General features: G+C 70.5%; 15 protein-coding genes. 9 read left to right on the forward strand and 6 right to left on the reverse strand.

The annotated features are described in order from the left end of the window. The first annotated feature begins 17 nt into the window (after positions 1–17). The 8 genes from AB0I73_RS03125 to AB0I73_RS03160 all read left to right on the forward strand — a co-directional run bounded on the left by AB0I73_RS03125 (position 18) and on the right by AB0I73_RS03160 (position 10,721). Entirely contained in the window at positions 18–944 is a 927-nt protein-coding gene (locus tag AB0I73_RS03125; protein WP_363033195.1) for a sugar ABC transporter permease, read from the forward strand. Between the two features lie 3 nt (positions 945–947). Beyond that, on the forward strand, positions 948–1,868 hold the full coding sequence (locus AB0I73_RS03130; RefSeq protein ID WP_363033197.1) for a carbohydrate ABC transporter permease: 921 nt from the start codon (positions 948–950) through the stop codon (positions 1,866–1,868). Between the two features lie 253 nt (positions 1,869–2,121). Beyond that, a complete protein-coding gene (locus AB0I73_RS03135) occupies positions 2,122–3,333 on the forward strand; it encodes an ROK family transcriptional regulator (RefSeq protein ID WP_363033199.1) in 1,212 nt (403 codons plus the stop codon). A gap of 133 nt (positions 3,334–3,466) precedes the next feature. After that, positions 3,467–4,567, forward strand: a complete 1,101-nt coding sequence (locus AB0I73_RS03140; RefSeq protein ID WP_363033276.1) for a substrate-binding domain-containing protein — start codon at positions 3,467–3,469, stop codon at positions 4,565–4,567. Positions 4,568–4,768: 201 nt separating this feature from the next. Continuing rightward, positions 4,769–5,560: an ATP-binding cassette domain-containing protein gene (locus AB0I73_RS03145; RefSeq protein WP_181383847.1), complete on the forward strand. Its 792-nt coding sequence runs from the start codon at positions 4,769–4,771 to the stop codon at positions 5,558–5,560. After that, positions 5,557–6,846: a sugar ABC transporter permease gene (locus tag AB0I73_RS03150; protein WP_363033202.1), complete on the forward strand. Its 1,290-nt coding sequence runs from the start codon at positions 5,557–5,559 to the stop codon at positions 6,844–6,846. Before AB0I73_RS03145 ends, AB0I73_RS03150 begins: the two co-directional genes overlap by 4 nt. Positions 6,847–7,071: 225 nt before the next feature. After that, complete coding sequence (gene dxs / locus AB0I73_RS03155; protein WP_363033204.1) at positions 7,072–9,051, forward strand: 1-deoxy-D-xylulose-5-phosphate synthase; 1,980 nt, start codon at positions 7,072–7,074, stop codon at positions 9,049–9,051. 149 nt (positions 9,052–9,200) lie between these two features. Continuing rightward, a complete protein-coding gene (locus AB0I73_RS03160) occupies positions 9,201–10,721 on the forward strand; it encodes an amino acid permease (RefSeq protein ID WP_363033206.1) in 1,521 nt (506 codons plus the stop codon). A gap of 41 nt (positions 10,722–10,762) precedes the next feature. Here AB0I73_RS03160 and AB0I73_RS03165 read toward each other — a convergent pair whose 3' ends face one another. The 6 genes from AB0I73_RS03165 to AB0I73_RS03190 all read right to left on the reverse strand — a co-directional run bounded on the left by AB0I73_RS03165 (position 10,763) and on the right by AB0I73_RS03190 (position 18,218). Continuing rightward, positions 10,763–11,134: an NTP pyrophosphohydrolase gene (locus tag AB0I73_RS03165; protein ID WP_363033208.1), complete on the reverse strand. Its 372-nt coding sequence runs from the start codon at positions 11,132–11,134 to the stop codon at positions 10,763–10,765. 338 nt (positions 11,135–11,472) lie between these two features. Beyond that, a complete protein-coding gene (locus AB0I73_RS03170; protein WP_363033210.1) occupies positions 11,473–13,602 on the reverse strand; it encodes a 3-hydroxyacyl-CoA dehydrogenase NAD-binding domain-containing protein in 2,130 nt (709 codons plus the stop codon). Beyond that, positions 13,599–14,816, reverse strand: coding sequence for an acetyl-CoA C-acyltransferase (locus tag AB0I73_RS03175; RefSeq protein WP_363033212.1), 1,218 nt, complete (start codon positions 14,814–14,816; stop codon positions 13,599–13,601). Before AB0I73_RS03175 ends, AB0I73_RS03170 begins: the two co-directional genes overlap by 4 nt. A 332-nt stretch (positions 14,817–15,148) precedes the next feature. Beyond that, positions 15,149–16,447, reverse strand: a complete 1,299-nt coding sequence (locus AB0I73_RS03180; protein WP_363033214.1) for a ribonuclease D — start codon at positions 16,445–16,447, stop codon at positions 15,149–15,151. Between the two features lie 164 nt (positions 16,448–16,611). Then, positions 16,612–17,271 (reverse strand): response regulator transcription factor, encoded by a 660-nt coding sequence (locus tag AB0I73_RS03185; protein ID WP_363033216.1) that lies wholly within the window; start codon positions 17,269–17,271, stop codon positions 16,612–16,614. Between the two features lie 269 nt (positions 17,272–17,540). Continuing rightward, a complete protein-coding gene (locus AB0I73_RS03190; RefSeq protein WP_363033218.1) occupies positions 17,541–18,218 on the reverse strand; it encodes a DUF3000 domain-containing protein in 678 nt (225 codons plus the stop codon). Positions 18,219–18,377: 159 nt separating this feature from the next. On the opposite strand from AB0I73_RS03190, the gene hemE reads away from it, so the two are divergent. After that, on the forward strand, positions 18,378–19,445 hold the full coding sequence (hemE, locus tag AB0I73_RS03195) for a uroporphyrinogen decarboxylase (RefSeq protein ID WP_363033220.1): 1,068 nt from the start codon (positions 18,378–18,380) through the stop codon (positions 19,443–19,445). Positions 19,446–19,607 lie beyond the last annotated feature (162 nt).

Consider the following 19,607-nt stretch of genomic DNA (forward strand, 5'->3'; position numbering starts at 1 on the left):
GAACGGGGTCACCAGCAATGCAGCACGGCAAGTACCGGTTCATCGTGGGGTTCCTCGCGGTTCCCCTGGGGCTGTACGCGCTCTTCGTCGTCTGGCCGTTCATCCAGTCGATCTACTACTCGTTCACGGACTGGACCGGTCTGAGCCCCGATTTCACGATGGTGGGGTTCGACAACTACGCACGCATGCTGGACGACGACATCTTCTGGAAGTCGTTGCAGCACAGTCTGCTGTTCGCCCTGCTGGTACCGGTGGTGACGATCGGTCTGGCGCTGTTCCTCTCCTTCATGATCAACGTGGGCGGCCGGCGGCGCCGCGGCGGACCGGTGATCTCCGGGGTCCGAGGCTCCGCGTTCTACAAGATCGTCTACTTCTTCCCGCAGGTCCTGTCGATCGCGATCGTCGCCCTGCTGTTCGCTTTCGCGTACAACCCGGACAGCGGTGCGATCAACTCCTTCCTGCGGGCGGTCGGGCTCGACGACGTCCAGCCGCTCTGGCTGGGCGATCCGGACCTCGCCCTGTGGGCCGTCATGGCGGTGATCGTCTGGTCCACGGTCGGCTTCTTCGTGGTCCTCTTCTCCGCCGGTATGGCGTCCATCCCGATGGACCTCTACGAGGCGGCGCTGCTCGACGGCGCCAACCGGATCACCACCTTCTTCCGCATCACCCTGCCGCTGCTGTGGGACACCGTGCAGTCCGGCTGGGTCTACATGGGCATCCTCGCCCTGGGCGCCGAATCGTTCGCGGTCGTGCACATCATGACGACCGGGCCCGGCGGCCCCGACTACTCGACCACCGTCATGGTCCTGTACGTGTACCAGAAGGCGTTCCGTGACGGTCAGGCCGCCTACGCCACCACCATCGGCGTCGCCCTGCTCGTCGTCACGCTGGCCTTCGCCGCCGTCGTGATGAAGCTGGGGCGGCGCGAGCGGCTGGAGTACTGATCCATGAAGACGACCGAGACCCCCGCCCCGGTACCGGCCGAGCCCGGTGTCACCGTCACCAAGGCCGACAGCCCCGGCGCGCCCTCCGGGGAGGAGAAGACCGGCGGCGTCCTCAACGCCTTCTCCCACGGCATCCTCGTGATCTGGGCGATCATGGTGACCCTGCCGCTGGTGTGGGCGGTGATGACGTCCTTCAAGGACGACGCCTCCATCTTCGGCTCGCCCTGGTCGCTGCCGGACAAGCTCCACTTCGAGAACTGGTCGCGGGCCTGGACCCAGGCCCACATGAGCGAGTACTTCCTCAACACCGTCCTGGTGGTGGGCGGTTCACTCATCGGCACGCTGGTGCTCGGCTCGATGGCCGCCTATGTGCTGGCCCGCTTCGAGTTCCCGGGCAACCGGTTCATCTACTACCTGTTCATCGGCGGCATGAGCTTCCCGATCATGCTCGCCCTGGTCCCGCTGTTCTACGTCGTCAACAACATGGGCCTGCTGAACACGATCCACGGGCTGATCCTGGTCTACATCGCGTACTCGCTGCCGTTCACGGTGTTCTTCCTGACCGCGTTCTTCCGGACCCTGCCCAGCACCGTGGCGGAGGCGGCGTTCGTGGACGGGGCCTCGCACACCAGGACGTTCTTCCAGATCATGCTCCCGATGGCCAAGCCGGGCCTGATCAGCGTGGGCATCTTCAACTTCCTGGGCCAGTGGAACCAGTACATGCTGCCCACGGTGCTCAACACCGACGAGGACAAGCACGTCCTCACCCAGGGCCTGGTGCAACTGGCCGTCAGCCAGGGCTACAAGGGGGACTGGTCCGGCCTCTTCGCCGGCCTCGTGATGGCGATGCTCCCGGTGCTCGCCGCGTACATCGTCTTCCAGCGCCAGGTCGTGCAGGGCCTCACCGCGGGCGCCCTGAAATGACGTTCCGGGTCCTTCCGGGGCAGCCCTGCGGCCGCCTCGGGGAGCGCCCCCGGGGATCCTCTGAAGTCACCCTCTGAACGTGCTCGCGCACCCGCCGTACCCACCCCTGGGAGCGGCGGGTGCCGACGTGTGCAAGTACCCGGAAACGGTTCAACCTCTTGACGGGAGGCAACCAGAACAGCTCATCTTAGAGTTCACTAGTTGGACACGGAATGGGGCCTCGTCGAAGCGGCCCCGCGCGCAGGAGGTCGTCGTGGAGACTCCGGGGTCGCAGTCGTCGCTGCACCGAGCCAATCTGGAACGGGTCGTTCGAGCGGTACGGCTGGCCGGCTCCCTCACCCAGGCCGAGATCGCGAGGACGACGGGCCTGTCCGCGGCGACGGTGTCCAATATCGTCCGGGAACTGAGGGAAGGCGGGACGGTCGAGGTCACGCCCACTTCGGCGGGCGGCCGCCGGGCCCGCAGCGTCTCGCTCAGCGGGGACGCCGGGATCGTCATAGGGGTGGACTTCGGGCACGCCCATCTGCGGGTGGCCATCGGGAACCTCGCCCACCAGGTGCTGGCCGAGGAGTCCGAGCCGCTGGACGTGGACGCCTCCTCGACGCAGGGCTTCGACCGGGCGGAGCAGCTGGTCAGCCGGCTGATCGAGGCGACCGGGGTGGACCGTGCCAAGGTCGCCGGGATCGGCCTCGGCGTGCCCGGTCCGATCGACGTGGAGTCCGGCACCCTGGGCTCGACCGCGATCCTGCCCGGCTGGACCGGCACCAAGCCCGCCGAGGAGCTGCGGGGGCGGCTCGGCGTGCCCGTGCACGTGGACAACGACGCGAACCTCGGCGCCCTCGGCGAGATGGTCTGGGGCAGCGGCCGGGGCGTGCGCGACCTCGCGTACATCAAGGTCGCCAGCGGTGTCGGCGCCGGACTGGTGATCAACGGGAGGATCTACCGCGGACCCGGCGGCACGGCGGGAGAGATCGGACACATCACGCTCGACGAGTCGGGCCCGGTCTGCCGTTGCGGCAACCGCGGCTGCCTGGAGACGTTCGCGGCGGCCCGCTATGTGCTTCCGCTGCTCCAGCCCAGCCACGGCACGGACTTGACGATGGAAGGCGTCGTACGGCTGGCGCGCGAGGGTGATCCCGGCTGCCGTAGGGTGATCGCCGACGTCGGTCGGCACATCGGCAGTGGAGTCGCCAATCTCTGCAACCTGTTGAACCCGAGCAGGGTCGTGCTGGGCGGCGACCTCGCCGAGGCCGGTGAGTTGGTGCTCGCGCCGATAAGGGAGTCCGTCGGCCGCTACGCGATTCCCAGCGCGGCGCGTCAACTCTCCGTTCTCCCCGGGGCACTCGGGGGCCGGGCGGAGGTGCTGGGCGCGCTCGCCCTCGCGTTGGGTGAAATGGGCGATTCCACCCTGTTGGACGGCACGGCCACCGGGACCCTCACCGCGGCCTCTCCTGCCTTCACTTAGAGAACGGATGGCACCGTTGCCATCTCGTTAAGGATTTACTTCTTGACGTCGCACGTGTGGCCGAGTTGACTTCCAGCCACCTCGGCCGCACCGTCGCGGCCTCGTCAGGGAGGTTTCTGAAGTGAACACGCGTATGCGTCGTACCGCCGTCGCCATCGCCGCCGGTGCGATGGCCGTCTCTCTCGCCGCTTGCGGCAGCGCCGCCGAGTCCGGCAACAAGAGCGAAGCGAGCGACTCCGCGGCCAAGAAGGGCGACGCCATCAAGGTCGGTCTGCTCCTGCCGGAGAACCAGACCGCGCGGTACGAGAAGTTCGACAAGCCCTTGATCGAGAAGAAGGTCAAGGAGCTCACGAACAACAAGGCCGAGGTCGTCTACGCCAACGCCAAGCAGGACGCCAGCCTGCAGAACCAGCAGGTCGACACGATGGTGACCAACAAGGTCGACGTGCTGATCCTGGACGCGGTGGACGCCAAGGCCATCGCCGGCTCGGTGAAGAAGGCCAAGGAGGCCGGCATCCCGGTCGTGGCCTACGACCGCCTGGCCGAGGGTCCGATCGACGCCTACACCTCGTTCGACAACGTGACCGTCGGCAAGACGCAGGGCGAGGCCCTGCTCGAGGCGCTGGGCGACAAGGCCAAGAAGGGCCAGATCGTCATGATGAACGGCTCCTCCACCGACCCGAACGCCGCCCAGTTCAAGGAGGGCGCGCACGCCGCCCTCGACGGCAAGGTCAAGGTCGGCCGCGAGTACGACACCAAGGAGTGGAAGCCGGAGAACGCCAACGCCAACATGGAGGGCGCCATCTCCGCCCTCGGCAAGGACAAGATCGTCGGCGTCTACTCCGCCAACGACGGCATGGCGGGCGGCATCATCACCGCCCTGAAGGCCGCCGGCATCAAGGTCCCGGTCACCGGCCAGGACGCCGAACTCGCGGGCGTGCAGCGCATCGTGACGGGCGAGCAGTTCATGAGCGTCTACAAGCCGTACGCCCCGGAGGCCGAGGCCGCCGCGGAGATGGCCGTCGCGCTCGCCCAGGGCAAGTCGCTCGACTCCGTCGCCAAGGACACGGTCGACAGCCCCACCACCAAGGGCGTGCCCTCCGTGCTCGTCCCGGTCGTGTCGCTGACCCAGGAGAACATCAACGACACCGTGATCAAGGACGGCGTCTACACCGTCGACGAGATCTGCACGGGCAAGTACAAGGCCGCCTGCGACAAGCTCGGTCTGAAGTAAGCAGTCCCGAAGTCCCATGAGACGTACGGGAGTCCGCACCGGGCTCCCGTACGGGACGGACTGCCGCGAACTCCGACCGGCGCCCCGCACACACCAGCCCCGCAAGCTACGCGGGGCGCCGGTCGGAACACCCCGCGGGTGTCCCCCACCCCCCACCCAGTCGTTCTGCACAACCTCCCGCCGGGTCAGGCGGCGAAGGAGATGGTTCACGTGTCCGCTACGCCCGTGCTGGCGTTGCGCGGGGTCTCCAAGCGTTTCGGTGCCGTCCAGGCGCTCACCGACGTAGAGCTTGAGGTCCGCGCCGGTGAGGTGGTCGCCCTGGTCGGCGACAACGGCGCCGGTAAGTCCACGCTGGTCAAGACGATCGCCGGCGTGCACCCCATCGATGAGGGAGTCATCGAGTGGGACGGCAAGGCCGTCCAGATCAACAAGCCGCACGACGCCCAGAACCTGGGCATCGCGACGGTTTACCAGGACCTCGCGCTGTGCGACAACATCGACGTCGTCGGCAACCTCTACCTGGGCCGGGAGATCCGCAAGCGCGGTGTCCTGGACGAGGTGGAGATGGAGCGCCGCTCCCGCGAGCTCCTCGACACCCTGTCGATCCGCATCCCCAGCGTCCGGATCCCGATCGCCTCGCTCTCCGGCGGTCAGCGCCAGGTCGTGGCCATCGCCCGGTCCATGCTCGGTGAGCCCAAGCTGGTGATCCTCGACGAACCGACCGCCGCCCTCGGCGTCGAGCAGACCGCGCAGGTCCTCGACCTGGTCGAGCGGCTGCGCGAGCGGGGCCACGCGGTCATCCTCATCAGCCACAACATGGCCGACGTCAAGGCCGTCGCGGACAAGGTCGCCGTACTGCGCCTCGGGCGCAACAACGGCACCTTCGAGGTCAAGTCGACCTCTCAGGAAGAGATCATCTCCGCCATCACCGGCGCCACGGAGAACGCCGTGACCCGCCGTGCGGCGCGCACCAATGGGGAGGTCAGCAAGTGAGCACCGAAAAGACCTCGACGCCCGCCGCCGACACGGTCGAGAACACCGAGGCGGCCGCCGCGGCGGTCACCGCCGTCGACCCCCGGCTGCTGGTCCGCGAACAGGGCTTCGCCGGCTACATCGGCGAGTTCAAGCGGAAGATGAAGGCCGGCGACCTCGGGTCCGTCCCCGTCATCATCGGCCTGTTGATCATCTGGGCCATCTTCACCGGCCTGAACTCCAACTTCCTCACCGCCGGCAACTTCTCCGACATGTCCGTCGCCATGGTCGGCACGGGCATGATCGCCGTCGGTATCGTCTTCGTCCTGCTGCTCGGCGAGATCGACCTGTCGGTCGGCTCGGTCAGCGGTGTCGCGGGTGCCGCCTTCGCGGTGCTGAGCGTCACCCACGGGATGAACGAGTGGCTGGCCCTGGTGCTGGCCATCCTCACCGGCACGGCGGCCGGCGCCATCCACGGCTTCGTCTTCGCCCGCATCGGCGTCCCCGCCTTCGCCGTGACGCTGGCCGGTCTGCTGTTCTGGCAGGGCTTCATGCTGCAGATACTCGGCAGCAACGGCACCATCAACCTGGACAGCGAAGGCATCGTCGGCAAGTTCACCAGCTACTACTTCACCGACGTCGCGGCCGCCTACGGCCTCGCCCTCGTGGCCGTCGTCGGGTACTTCCTCACCGCGTTCCTGGGCAACCGCCGCCGCGAGGCCGCCGGTATCCCCTCGCGCCCGCTGAACGACATCATCGTGCGCACGGTGCTGCTGGCCGTCGTCTCCTTCGCCGTGGCGATCGTCTACAACCAGCACAAGGGCCTGCCGCTCGCCGTGGTGATCTTCCTCGCGGTGCTGGTGTTCACCGACTTCCTGCTCCGCCGCACCGCCTACGGCCGCAAGGTCTTCGCGCTCGGCGGCAGCGTCGAGGCGTCCCGCCGTGCCGGTATCAACGTGGAGATGGTCCGGATCTCGGTCTTCGCGATCGCCGGCACCTTCGCCGCGATCGGCGGCCTCTTCGTCGCCTCGAAGATCGCCTCCGCCAACCAGGGCGCGGGCACCGGTGAGTTCCTGATGAACGTCATCGCCGCGGCCGTGATCGGCGGTACGTCCCTCTTCGGTGGCCGGGGCCGCACCTGGAACGCGCTCCTCGGTGTCCTGGTGATCGTCTCCATCCAGTACGGCCTCGCCCTCGAGGGCATCGCCTCGCCGGTGCAGTACATGATCACCGGTGGCGTGCTGCTGGCGACCGTCGTCATCGACGCGATCACCCGCAAGACGCAGAAGACCGCGGGCCGCGCCTAGCGATCAGGCGTACCGTTTCCGCGGTGTTGTGCCCGGTGCCCCTGCGGTACCGGGCACAGCCGTGTCCACGGCCTGGCACAGGGCCTGGCCCAGGGCGCTCCGGGCCTGGACGGAGCCGGACCGCGTGAGGCATGACGCACGGCCCGGACGCCGACCGCCGGAGCGGAACATTAGACTCGTCGAGCCCGGCAACAGCTCGATCAGCTCTACTGCAAGGAGGCACGGGTGCCGCTGCTGACCCGTATCAGGGGACCGCGCGATCTGGACCGGCTCACCGCGGAGGAGCTGAGCCAGCTGGCCGAGGAGATCCGGACCTTCCTGGTCGACGCGGTCTCCAAGACCGGCGGCCATCTCGGCCCCAACCTGGGTGTGGTGGAGCTCACCATCGCCCTGCACCGCGTCTTCGAATCCCCCAGGGACAAGGTGCTCTGGGACACCGGCCACCAGTCCTACGTGCACAAACTGCTGACCGGCCGACAGGACTTCTCCCGGCTGAAGATGAAGGGCGGCCTCTCCGGCTACCCCTCGCAGGCCGAGTCCGAGCACGACGTCATCGAGAACAGCCACGCCTCCACCGTCCTCGGCTGGGCCGACGGCCTGGCCAAGGCCAACCAGCTCAGGCGGACCGGCGACCACGTCGTCGCCGTCATCGGGGACGGCGCGCTCACCGGCGGCATGGCCTGGGAGGCGCTGAACAACATCGCCGACGCCCGGGACCGGCCGCTGGTCATCGTCGTCAACGACAACGAGCGCTCCTACGCGCCCACCATCGGCGGCCTCGCCAACCACCTGGCGACCCTGCGCACCACCGACGGCTACGAGCGCTTCCTGGCCCGCACCAAGGAGGTCCTGGAGCGCACCCCGGTCGTCGGCCAGGCCCTCTACGACACCCTGCACGGCGCCAAGAAGGGCCTGAAGGACTTCATCGCCCCCCAGGGCATGTTCGAGGACCTCGGGCTGAAGTACGTCGGCCCCATCGACGGCCACGACATCGAGGCCCTGGAGTCCGCCCTCACCCGCGCCAAGCGCTTCGGCGGCCCGGTGATCGTGCACTGCCTCACCGAGAAGGGCCGCGGCTACCAGCCCGCCCTGGCGGACGAGGCCGACCGCTTCCACGCCGTCGGCAAGATCCACCCCGACACGGGCCTGCCCATCGCCAGCTCCGGTGCCGACTGGACGTCCGTCTTCGGCGAGGAGATGGTCAAGCTCGGCGAGGAGCGCGAGGACGTCGTCGCCATCACCGCGGCCATGCTCCAGCCGGTCGGCCTCGACCGGTTCGCCAAGCGGTTCCCGGACCGGGTCTACGACGTCGGCATCGCCGAGCAGCACGGCGCGGTCTCCGCGGCGGGCCTGGCCCACGGCGGGGTGCACCCCGTCTTCGCCGTGTACGCCACCTTCCTCAACCGCGCCTTCGACCAGGTGCTGATGGACGTGGCCCTGCACAAGTGCGGCGTCACCTTCGTCCTGGACCGGGCCGGTGTCACCGGCACCGACGGCGCCTCCCACAACGGCATGTGGGACATGTCGATCCTCCAGGTGGTCCCCGGGCTGCGGCTGGCCGCCCCGCGCGACGCCGACCAGGTCCGCGCCCAGCTGCGCGAGGCCGTCGAGGTCACCGACGCGCCGACGGTGGTCCGCTTCTCCAAGGGCGCGGTCGGGCCCGCCGTACCGGCCGTGGGGCGCGTCGGCGGCATGGACGTCCTGCGCGAGCCCGGCACCGACACCCCGGACGTGCTGCTGGTCTCCGTGGGCGCCCTCGCCCCGATGTGCCTGGAGATCGCCGGCCTGCTCGACCGGCAGGGCATCTCCACCACCGTCGTCGACCCGCGCTGGGTCAAGCCCGTCGACGAGGCCATGGCCCCGCTCGCCGAGAAGCACCGGGTCGTCGTCACCGTCGAGGACAACTCCCGCGTCGGCGGAGTCGGCTCGACGATCGCGCAGGCCCTGCGCGACGCCGACGTCGACGTACCGCTGCGCGACTTCGGCATCCCGCCGCGCTTCCTCGACCACGCCTCCCGCGCCGAGGTCCTGGCGGAGATCGGGCTCACCGCTCCCGACATCGCCCGTCAGGTCACCGGTCTGGTGGCGAAGCTGGACGGCGGCCTCCCGCCCTCCCGGATCCGCTCGAACGGCGCGCACGGCGCGAACCCGGGCGTACGCGCCGCACACACCGCCGCCGAGCCGGTGGAACCGGCCCGCGACTGATCCCCTTCGCCGATGCGCCCGAACGGGCCGCCCGTGCCACTGTGAAGAGTGGCGAGGGCGGCCCGTTCGCGTGACGGCGCCCGTGTCGGGGCATACGAGGTACGCCCCCTCTCGATCATGTCGAGGACGACGCAGCGTGGGAGGTACCTGTGAGCAACACCCTCTTCCGGACGAAGAAGGTCGAGCAGTCCATCCGCGACACCGAGGAACCGGAGCACGCGCTCAAGAAGTCCCTCTCCGCACTGGACCTGACCGTCTTCGGCGTCGGCGTCATCATCGGCACCGGCATCTTCGTGCTCACCGGCACGGTCGCCAAGAACAACGCCGGGCCCGCCGTGGCCCTGGCCTTCGTGGTGGCCGGCGTCGTCTGCGCGCTCGCCGCGCTCTGCTACGCCGAATTCGCCTCCACCGTCCCGGTGGCGGGTTCCGCCTACACCTTCTCGTACGCCTCCCTCGGCGAGCTGCCCGCGTGGATCATCGGCTGGGACCTGGTCCTGGAGTTCGCGCTCGGCACGGCGGTGGTGGCCGTCGGCTGGTCCGGCTACATCCACTCGCTGCTGGACAACGTGGGCTGGCATCTGCCCGCGGCGCTCGGCACACGGGACGGCGCCGCGGGCTTCGGCTTCGACATCCTCGCCGCCGTACTGGTGCTGGTCCTCACCGGCGTCCTCGTCCTCGGCATGAAGCTGTCCGCCCGGGTCACCTCGGTCGTCGTCGCCGTCAAGGTGACCGTCGTCCTCGTCGTCATCGTCGCCGGTGCCTTCTTCGTGACCGCCGGCAACTACCACCCGTTCATCCCGAAGCCGCAGGCCGTCCCAGCCGGTGAAGGTCTCCGTGCGCCGCTCATCCAGCTGATGATCGGCTGGGTACCGTCCAACTTCGGCGTGATGGGCATCTTCACGGCGGCCTCGGTGGTCTTCTTCGCCTTCATCGGCTTCGACGTCGTCGCCACGGCCGCCGAGGAGACCAGGAACCCGCAGCGGGACATGCCGCGCGGCATCCTCGGCTCCCTGCTCATCTGCACCGCGCTGTACGTCGCCGTGTCGATCGTCGTCACCGGAATGCAGCGCTACACCGACCTGTCCGTGGACGCCCCGCTCGCGGACGCGTTCAAGGCCACCGGCCATCCCTGGTTCGCGGGCTTCATCAGCTTCGGTGCCGCCATCGGCCTGACCACGGTCTGCCTGATCCTGCTGCTCGGTCAGACCCGGGTGTTCTTCGCGATGAGCCGGGACGGGCTGCTGCCCCGCTTCTTCTCCCGCGTCCACCCCCGCTTCAGGACCCCGTACCGGTCGACCATCCTGCTCGGCGTGATCATCGCGGTCGTCGCGGGCTTCACCCCGTTGTCGGAGCTCGCCGAGCTGGTGAACATCGGCACGCTGTTCGCCTTCGTGGTCGTCGCGCTCGGCGTGATCATCCTGCGCCGTACCCGCCCCGACCTGCCCCGGGCCTTCCGCACCCCGTGGGTGCCGTTCCTGCCGATCCTGTCGGTCGCCGCCTCGCTGTGGCTGATGCTGAACCTGCCCGCCGAGACCTGGCTCCGGTTCGGCCTCTGGATGGTGCTCGGCTTCGTCTTCTACTTCCTCTACAGCCGGAGCCACAGCCGTCTGGGCCGGGAAGAAGAGGTCGGCAGCCGGCCCGGCAAGCCGCCGGGCCCGGCCTTCCGGTAACCCGCACGGCCCTGGCTCCCGCCCTCTCCCGGCGGTGACGGTCAGGGGCGGACGGTCCGGGGGCCGGTCACGGTGGCGCCCAGGGCGGTCACCCGGCGGCGCAGTTCACGGTCGGCGGTGACGACCAGGACCGGGCGCTCACCCGCCTCGGCCACCAAGTCGACCACGCGGTCGTCGCCACTGCCCGGTGCCGCCTCCACCCGTACCCCGGGCACCGGCTCCACGCCCCGTGCCGCGCCCTCCACCACCAGGACGATCTCCACCGGCCCCGGGCGGTCGGGCAGCCCCCGTGAGGCCAGCCGGTCCCGCAGCCGCTCCGCGGCGCCCCGGCGGTCCCGCCACCACCCGTCGGGCACCGACCCGACGACGTTCGCGGAGTCGACGATCACGAGCAGGGCGGCGCTGTGGTCCATGCGGCCAGAATCCCACGGAACGGCCCCACCCCCGAGGCGCCCGCGAACCGGCTTGCCCAGGGGGAGACGGTGAACGGCGACCGGCTCCTCCGCGGCCGCGACGGCCGCCTCACCGTCTCCCGCTCCACCGGCTCCCTCCGGCTCGCCCGCCGCGAGGACGAGCCGGGCCCGGCCCTGACGGTGTGGCGCGAGGTGTGCCCCGGGCGCCCACCCGGTCGGACCGTGCGGCGATCCGCTCGCCGCGCCCGTGACGAAAACCCGTGATGAAAACCCATGCGAAAAGGGGCGGGCCGCACGGACGGTCACCGTGCGGCCCACCCCCTGTCAGGGCCGGCCGGTCACGCCGGGACGCTCGCCACGCCCGGGGCCAGGAACCTCTTGCCGTTGACGCGCTCGGAGACACCCTCGCGGTCCAGGTACGGCGTGATGCCGCCCAGGTGGAAGGGCCAGCCGGCACCGGTGATCAGGCACAGGTCGATGTCCTGCGCCTCGGCGACGACACCCTCGTCGAGCATCAGCCCGATCTCCTGCGCCACCGCGTCGAGCACCCGCGCCCGCACCTGCTCCTCGGTGAGGACGGTGTCGCCCTGCTCGAGCAGCGCGGCGACCTCCGGGTCGAGCTCCGGCTTCCCGCTGTCGTAGACGTAGAAGCCGCGCTTGCCCGCCTCGACGACCGCCTTGAGGTTCGGGGAGACCGTGAAGCGCTCGGGGAAGGACCGGTTGAGCGTCTCGGACACGTGCAGCCCGATCGCCGGGCCGACCAGCTCCAGCAGCACCAGCGGGGACATCGGCAGACCGAGCGGCTCGACCGCCTTCTCGGCGACCTCGACCGGGGTGCCCTCGTCGATGACGTTCTGGATCTCACCCATGAAGCGGGTCAGGATGCGGTTCACGACGAACGCCGGGGCGTCCTTGACCAGCACCGCGGTCTTCTTCAGCTTCTTGGCGACACCGAACGCCGTCGCCAGCGAGGCGTCGTCGGTCTGCTCGCCGCGGACGATCTCGAGGAGCGGCAGGATCGCGACCGGGTTGAAGAAGTGGAAGCCGACGACCCGCTCGGGGTGCTTCAGCTTCGACGCCATCTCCGTCACCGACAGCGAGGAGGTGTTGGTGGCGAGGACCGCGTGCGCCGGGGCGACCGCCTCGACCTCCGCGAACACCTGCTGCTTGACGCCCATCTCCTCGAACACGGCCTCGATGACGAAGTCCGCGTCCGCGAAGCCCTCGGCCTTGTCCAGCACACCGGTGACCAGCGCCTTGAGGCGGTTGGCCTTGTCCTGGTTGATCCGGCCCTTGCCGAGCAGCTTGTCGATCTCGGCGTGGACGTAGCCCACACCCTTGTCGATGCGCTCCTGGTCGATGTCGGTCAGCACGACCGGCACCTCCAGACGGCGCAGGAACAGCAGCGCGAGCTGCGAGGCCATCAGACCGGCGCCGACGACACCGACCTTGGTGACCGGGCGCGCCAGGTTCTTGTCCGGGGCGCCGGCCGGGCGCTTGCCGCGCTTCTGCACCAGGTTGAACGCGTAGAGGCCGGACCGCAGTTCACCGCCCATGATCAGGTCGGCGAGCGCCTGGTCCTCGGCGTCGTAGCCCTGCTGGAGGTCGCCGTTCTTGGCGGCGGCGATGATGTCCAGGGCGCGGTAGGCGGCCGGGGCCGCGCCGTGCACCTTGGAGTCGGCGATGAAGCGGCCCTTGGCGACGGCCTGGTCCCAGGCCTCGTCGCGGTCGATCACCGGACGGTCGACGACGATCTCGCCCTTGAGGACGGCCGCCGTCCAGATCAGCGACTGCTCCAGGAAGTCGGCGCCCTCGAAGATCGCGTCCGCGATGCCGAGTTCGAAGACCTGCCGGCCCTTGAGCTGCTTGTTCTGGTTGAGGCTGTTCTCGATGATGACCGAGACGGCCTTCTCCGCGCCGATCAGGTTCGGCAGCAGCGCGCAGCCGCCCCAGCCGGGGACCAGGCCGAGGAAGACCTCGGGCAGGGAGAAGGCGGGGATGGCCGCGGACACCGTGCGGTAGGAGCAGTGCAGGCCGACCTCGACGCCGCCGCCCATGGCCGCGCCGTTGTAGTACGCGAAGGTGGGGACGGCGAGCTTCGACAGCCGCTTGAAGACGTCGTGGCCGCCCTTGCCGATGGCGAGCGCGTCCTCGTGCCGCTTGAGCAGCTCGACGCCCTTGAGGTCGGCGCCGACGGCGAAGATGAACGGCTTGCCGGTGATGCCGACGCCGACGATCTCGCCGTCCGCGGCCTCCTTCTCGACCTGGTCGAGGGCGGCGTCCAGGTTGGCCAGCGACTGGGGGCCGAAGGTGGTCGGCTTGGTGTGGTCCAGCCCGTTGTCGAGGGTGATGAGCGCGAAACGGCCCGCGCCCAGGGGCAGTTCGAAGTGGCGTACGTGGGAGGTCGTGACGACCTCGTCCGGGAACAGCGCGGCGGCGCCCTTCAACAGTTCTGCGGTGGTGCTCACTTGTCCCCCTCGAAGTGCGGGTTCTCCCAGATGACCGTCGCGCCCATGCCGAAGCCGACGCACATGGTGGTCAGGCCGTAGCGGACGTGCGGCTGCTCCTCGAACTGGCGGGCCAGCTGCGTCATCAGCCGGACGCCGGAGGAGGCCAGCGGGTGGCCGAAGGCGATGGCGCCGCCGTACTGGTTGACGCGCGCGTCGTCGTCGGCGATGCCGTAGTGCTCCAGGAAGGCCAGCACCTGGACGGCGAAGGCCTCGTTGATCTCGAACAGGCCGATGTCGGAGATGGACAGGCCCGCCTGGGCGAGCGCCTTCTCCGTGGCCGGGATCGGACCGTAGCCCATGACCTCCGGCTCGACGCCCGCGAAGGCGTACGAGACCAGGCGCATCTTCACCGGGAGGTCGTTCTCGCGGGCGAAGTCCTCGGAGGCGATGAGCGAGGCGGTGGCGCCGTCGTTGAGACCGGCCGCGTTGCCGGCGGTGACCCGGCCGTGGACGCGGAACGGCGTCTTCAGCCCGGCCAGGTTCTCCAGGGTGGTGCCCGGACGCATCGGCTCGTCGGCGGTGACCAGGCCCCAGCCCGTCTCGCCCGCCTCGGCGTTGGTGCGGCGCACCGAGACCGGTACCAGGTCGGCCTGGATCTTGCCGTCGGCGTACGCCTTGGCGGCCTTCTCCTGCGAGCGGACCGCGTACTCGTCGGCGCGCCGCTTGGTGATCGTCGGGTAGCGGTCGTGCAGGTTCTCCGCGGTCATGCCCATGAACAGGGCGGACTCGTCGACCAGCTTCTCGGAGACGAACCGGGGGTTGGGGTCGACGCCCTCGCCCATCGGGTGGCGGCCCATGTGCTCGACACCGCCCGCGATGGCGACGTCGTACGCGCCGAAGGCGACGGAGCCGGCCACCGTGGTCACGGCGGTCAGGGCGCCCGCGCACATGCGGTCGATGGAGTAGCCCGGAACCGAGGTGGGCAGGCCCGCGAGGATGCCGGCGGTACGGCCGATGGTCAGGCCCTGGTCGCCGATCTGCGTGGTCGCGGCGACCGCGACCTCGTCGATCTTCTTCGGGTCGAGTCCGGGGTTGCGGCGCAGCAGCTCCCGGATCGCCTTCACGACGAGGTCGTCGGCACGGGTCTCGTGGTAGATGCCCTTGGGGCCCGCCTTGCCGAACGGGGTGCGGACGCCGTCGACGAAGACGACGTCCCTGACGGTACGAGGCACGATGGCTCTCCTCCAGGGTGCGGGATGGCACTGCTGCGTTGCGCTGAGCGCGCGCTCAGAGCCTATGCTACTTGTGGGTAATGTAGCTGCCCAGCCCCGCGGAACCGAGCGGCGAAGCTCACACTCCTGGCGGAGCCGTCGCGCCGCGCGGTGTCAGGACCGGGGTCGGCACGGACGTGGACCCGCTCTGAGGATCTTGGCGTGATCTCGACGTCGCCGTTCTGTTTCAAGGGCCCCTGGAAACCGCCGGCGCACGGGAAACCGCCCCGGCGGGCGCGCTCCCGGTCGTCCTCTCCCCGCACCCGCCCCGCGACAGGCGTCGCCGACGGCCCTCAGACCCCTCCCGAGCCGCCGGAGACCAGTGCGGCGACCAGCACCGGGGTCACCTGCTCCACCTGCCACGGCCGCGCCCCGTACCCGGCCAGCGCCGCCGCGACGGACTCCCGGTCGGCGGGCTGCGGGGGCTCCCAGCACAGCCTGCGCACCGTGTCCGGGGTGATCAGGTTCTCCTGCGGCATGTTCAGCCGTTCGGCGAGCGCGCTCACCCCCGCGCGGGCCGCGGAGAGCCGGGCGGCGGCCACCGGGTCCTTGTCCGCCCAGGCGCGCGGCGGCGGCGGGCCGGTCACCGGCTGTCCGGGCTGCGGCAACTGCGACTCGGGCAGCGCCCTCGCCCGGTCCACGGCCGCCTGCCACTGCTCCAGCTGGCGCCGCCCCACCCGCTGCCCGAACCCGTTCAGTGCGGCCAGGGCGTGGGTGTTGGTCGGCACGGCGAGCGCGGCCTCGACGATGGCGGCGTCGGAGAGCACCTTGCCGGGGGAGACGTCCCGGCGCTGCGCGATCCGGTCCCGGGCCTGCCACAGCTCCTTGACGACGGCCATCTGCCGGCGCCTGCGCACCTTGTGCATGCCGGAGGTGCGCCGCCAGGGGTCCTTACGGGGCTCCGGCGGCGGCGCCGAGGCGATCGCCTCGAACTCCTGCAGTGCCCACTCCAGCTTGCCCTGCCGGTCCAGTTCCTTCTCCAGGGCGTGCCGCAGGTCGACCAGGAGCTCGACGTCGAGGGTGGCGTAGCGCAGCCAGGGCTCGGGCAGCGGGCGGGTGGACCAGTCGACGGCGGAGTGGCCCTTCTCCAGGACGAAGCCGAGCACGTTCTCGACCATCGCGCCGAGGCCGACCCGGGGGAAGCCGGCCAGGCGTCCGGCCAGTTCGGTGTCGAAGAGGCGGCCGGGCAGCATCCCTATCTCGCGCAGGCAGGGCAGGTCCTGGGTGGCGGCGTGCAGCACCCACTCGGCGTCGGACAGCGCCTCGCCCAGGCCGGACAGGTCCGGGCAGGCGACGGGGTCGATCAGTGCGGACCCGGCGCCCGCACGGCGCAGCTGGACGAGGTAGGCGCGCTGGCCGTAGCGGTAGCCGGAGGCGCGCTCGGCGTCGACGGCGACCGGACCGGTGCCTGCGGCGAAGGCGGCGGTGACCTCGGCGAGGGCGGCCTCGTCCGTGATCACGGGCGGGATGCCCTCGCGCGGTTCGAGCAAGGGGATCGGCGCCTCCGTAGCAGATGATCCGTTGTCGTCCGGAGGGGCGCCTCCGGTGGTGCGCAGGGAGCTGTCTGCTGCGGTGTCGTGGGCGTCGGTCACCTGTCAAGAGTAGCCATGCCGTGAAGGCGCCTGCCGACGGAACGTTCCGCCGGCAGGCATCGGGGGGTCGCAAACCAGTCAGGTCGGTGAACGTGCGGCAGAGGGGGAGCGGAGCGGAGGGGAACGGCGGAGGGCTGCCGGGGAACGCGGCGGGGGCGGCGGGGTCAGTGGATGATGCCCGTGCGCAGGGCCACCGCCACCATCCCCGCGCGGTCGCCCGTACCGAGCTTGCGGGCGATGCGGGCGAGGTGGCTCTTGACGGTCAGCGCGGACAGGCCCATCGAGACGCCGATGGCCTTGTTGGACTGGCCCTCCGCCACCAGCCGCAGCACCTCGACCTCACGGCCGGACAGTTCGCGGTAGCCGCCCGGGTGGCTCGGGGCACCCGGGGGGCGGCGGTGCAGACGGGCGCCGGCACCGAGGGGAGCGGCTCCGGGGCGGGTGGGGAGCCCGAGGTTGGTGCGGGTGCCGGTGACGACGTAGCCCTTCACTCCGCCCGCGAGGGCGTTGCGCACGGCGCCGATGTCGTCGGCGGCGGACAGGGCGAGGCCGTTGGGCCAGCCCGCCGCTCGGGTCTCGGAGAGGAGGGTGAGGCCGGAACCGTCCGGCAGATGGACGTCGGCGACACAGATGTCGCGGGGGTTGCCGATGCGGGGACGAGCCTCCGCGATGGACGAGGCCTCGATCACGTCGCGCACACCGAGCGCCCACAGGTGGCGGGTGACGGTGGAACGGACGCGGGGGTCGGCCACGACCACCATGGCGGTCGGCTTGTTCGGGCGGTAGGCGACCAGGCTTGCGGGCTGCTCGAGGAGAACGGACACCAGGCCTCCTGGGGTGGCGGGACGGGGCCGGCTCGGGGGAGTGAAGCCGGGCTCAACCGTGCTTTCAAGGTCACAGTCGTCTTCGGCACCAAACCCGGTCTCCTTTAGAGAATGATCACGATCTGGTGAGTAACAATCTGTGCAATTCGGACACGCGGTCGATCATTCGAAGACCGAACGGTTTCGGTCGGCGTCGCAACGCTTCCGAAAGTGGCCGTATCGACAAAGAGATCGACAGGTGTGATTGGCGAGGGCTCCGGAGGGGAAGCTCAGCGCGACTGCGGGCCCCTCCGCTGGGGGAGCGTCACCACCGACGCGTCCCCCGGAGCCGCCGGGGGCAGTCCGGCGACCTGGGCCAGCAGGTCGCACCAGGCGACCAGGTGGGTGGCGGTGTCCGGCACCCCGCCCGGACCCTCCCGCGGCGTCCACGAGGCGCGGATCTCGATCTGCGAGGCGGCGGGGCGCTCGGACAGCCCGCCGAAGTAGTGCGAACTCGCCCGTGTGACCGTGCCGCTCGGCTCGCTGTACGTCAGACCGCGCGCCGAGAACGCGCCGGTCAGCCAGGACCAGCACACCTCCGGCAGCAGCGGATCCGCCGCCATCTCCGGCTCCAGTTCGGCACGGACCAGCGTCACCAGCCGGAAGGCACCCCGCCAGGCGTCGTGCCCGGCCGGGTCGTGCAGCAGCACCAGCCGGCCGTCCGCCAGTTCCTGCTCGCCCTCCACGACCGCCGCCTCCAGCGCGTGCGCGTAGGGGGCGAGCCGGGTGGGCGCGGGCGTGGTCTCCACCTCGATCTGCGGTCGCAGCCGTGCGTCCCGCATCGCGTCGACGGCCGTCCGAAAGGGCAACGGGGGTGCCGCGCCCCCCTGCCCGAGGTCCTCCCCGGTGTTCTTCGCCTCGTCCATACCGCCCTTGCCGTCCGACAATCGTCCTTGAGCCGCAGCCATGCGGGGAAGATTAAGGGGAACGCGGCCCCGGCGCGGGGAAGGACACCCACGGCGCAGCACGCTGTCCGGATCGTGTCGTCCCGGGCGCGGCGCACGGGCGCCGTGCGCCGGACGGCCTGCGGTGCGGGGTCGCCGGCGGGCCATGCGAGACTGGCCGGTGTGAGTGCCAATGTCAGCCCCCGGGGCAAGCAGCCGACCCAGACGTACGACAGTGCCTTCCTCAAGGCGTGCCGGCGTGAGCCGGTGCCGCACACTCCGGTGTGGTTCATGCGGCAGGCGGGCCGCTCACTGCCGGAGTACCGCAAGGTGCGCGAGGGCATCGCGATGCTCGACTCCTGCATGCGCCCCGACCTCGTCGCCGAGATCACGCTCCAGCCGGTCCGCCGGCACAACGTCGACGCGGCGATCTACTTCAGTGACATCGTGGTCCCCCTCAAGGCCATCGGTATCGACCTCGACATCAAGCCCGGCATCGGCCCCGTGGTCGAGGAGCCCTTCCGCAGCCGCGCCGACCTGGCCCGGCTGCGCGACCTCACCCCGGAGGACGTCTCCTACGTCACCGAGGCGTACGGCCTGCTGACCGCCGAGCTGGGCTCCACCCCGCTGATCGGCTTCGCGGGCGCCCCGTTCACCCTCGCCAGCTACCTCGTCGAGGGCGGCCCGTCCCGCACCTACGAGAACGCCAAGGCGATGATGTACGGCGACCCGGAACTCTGGGCCGACCTCCTCGACCGCCTCGCGGACATCACGGCCGCCTTCCTCACCGTGCAGATCGAGGCCGGCGCCTCCGCGGTCCAGCTCTTCGACTCCTGGGCCGGCGCGCTCGCCCCCGCCGACTACCGGCGCTCGGTGATGTCCGCCTCGGCCAAGGTCCTCGACGCGGTGTCCGGTTACGGCGTCCCCCGCATCCACTTCGGTGTCGGCACCGGCGAGCTCCTCGGCCTGATGGGCGAGGCCGGCGCGGACGTCGTGGGCGTCGACTGGCGCGTCCCGATGGACGAGGCCGCCCGCCGCGTCGGCCCCGGCAAGGCGCTCCAGGGCAACCTCGACCCGACCGTGCTGTTCGCCGGCACCGAGGCCGTCGAGGCGAAGACCCGCGAGGTCCTGGCCCAGGCGGAGGGCCTCGAGGGCCACATCTTCAACCTCGGCCACGGCGTCATGCCGAACACCGACCCGGACGCCCTGACCCGCCTGGTGGATCACGTCCACACCCTCACCACCCGCTGACCGGCCCCGCCCGGAGTCCGTCCCCCCCCACAGGGGCACCGAGCGCCTGCTCCTCCGCTTCCCGGAACTCCCGAGGAGGTCGGCGGAGCAGGCCCGGCGGAGGCGTTCGCGGTCGGCGGTGCCCCCTCCCCCTCCAGGCGGCGGATCACGCCCCGCTGGTGT

The sequence above is a fragment of the Streptomyces sp. NPDC050388 genome (assembly GCF_040655635.1).
Taxonomy (GTDB): Bacteria; Actinomycetota; Actinomycetes; order Streptomycetales; family Streptomycetaceae; genus Streptomyces.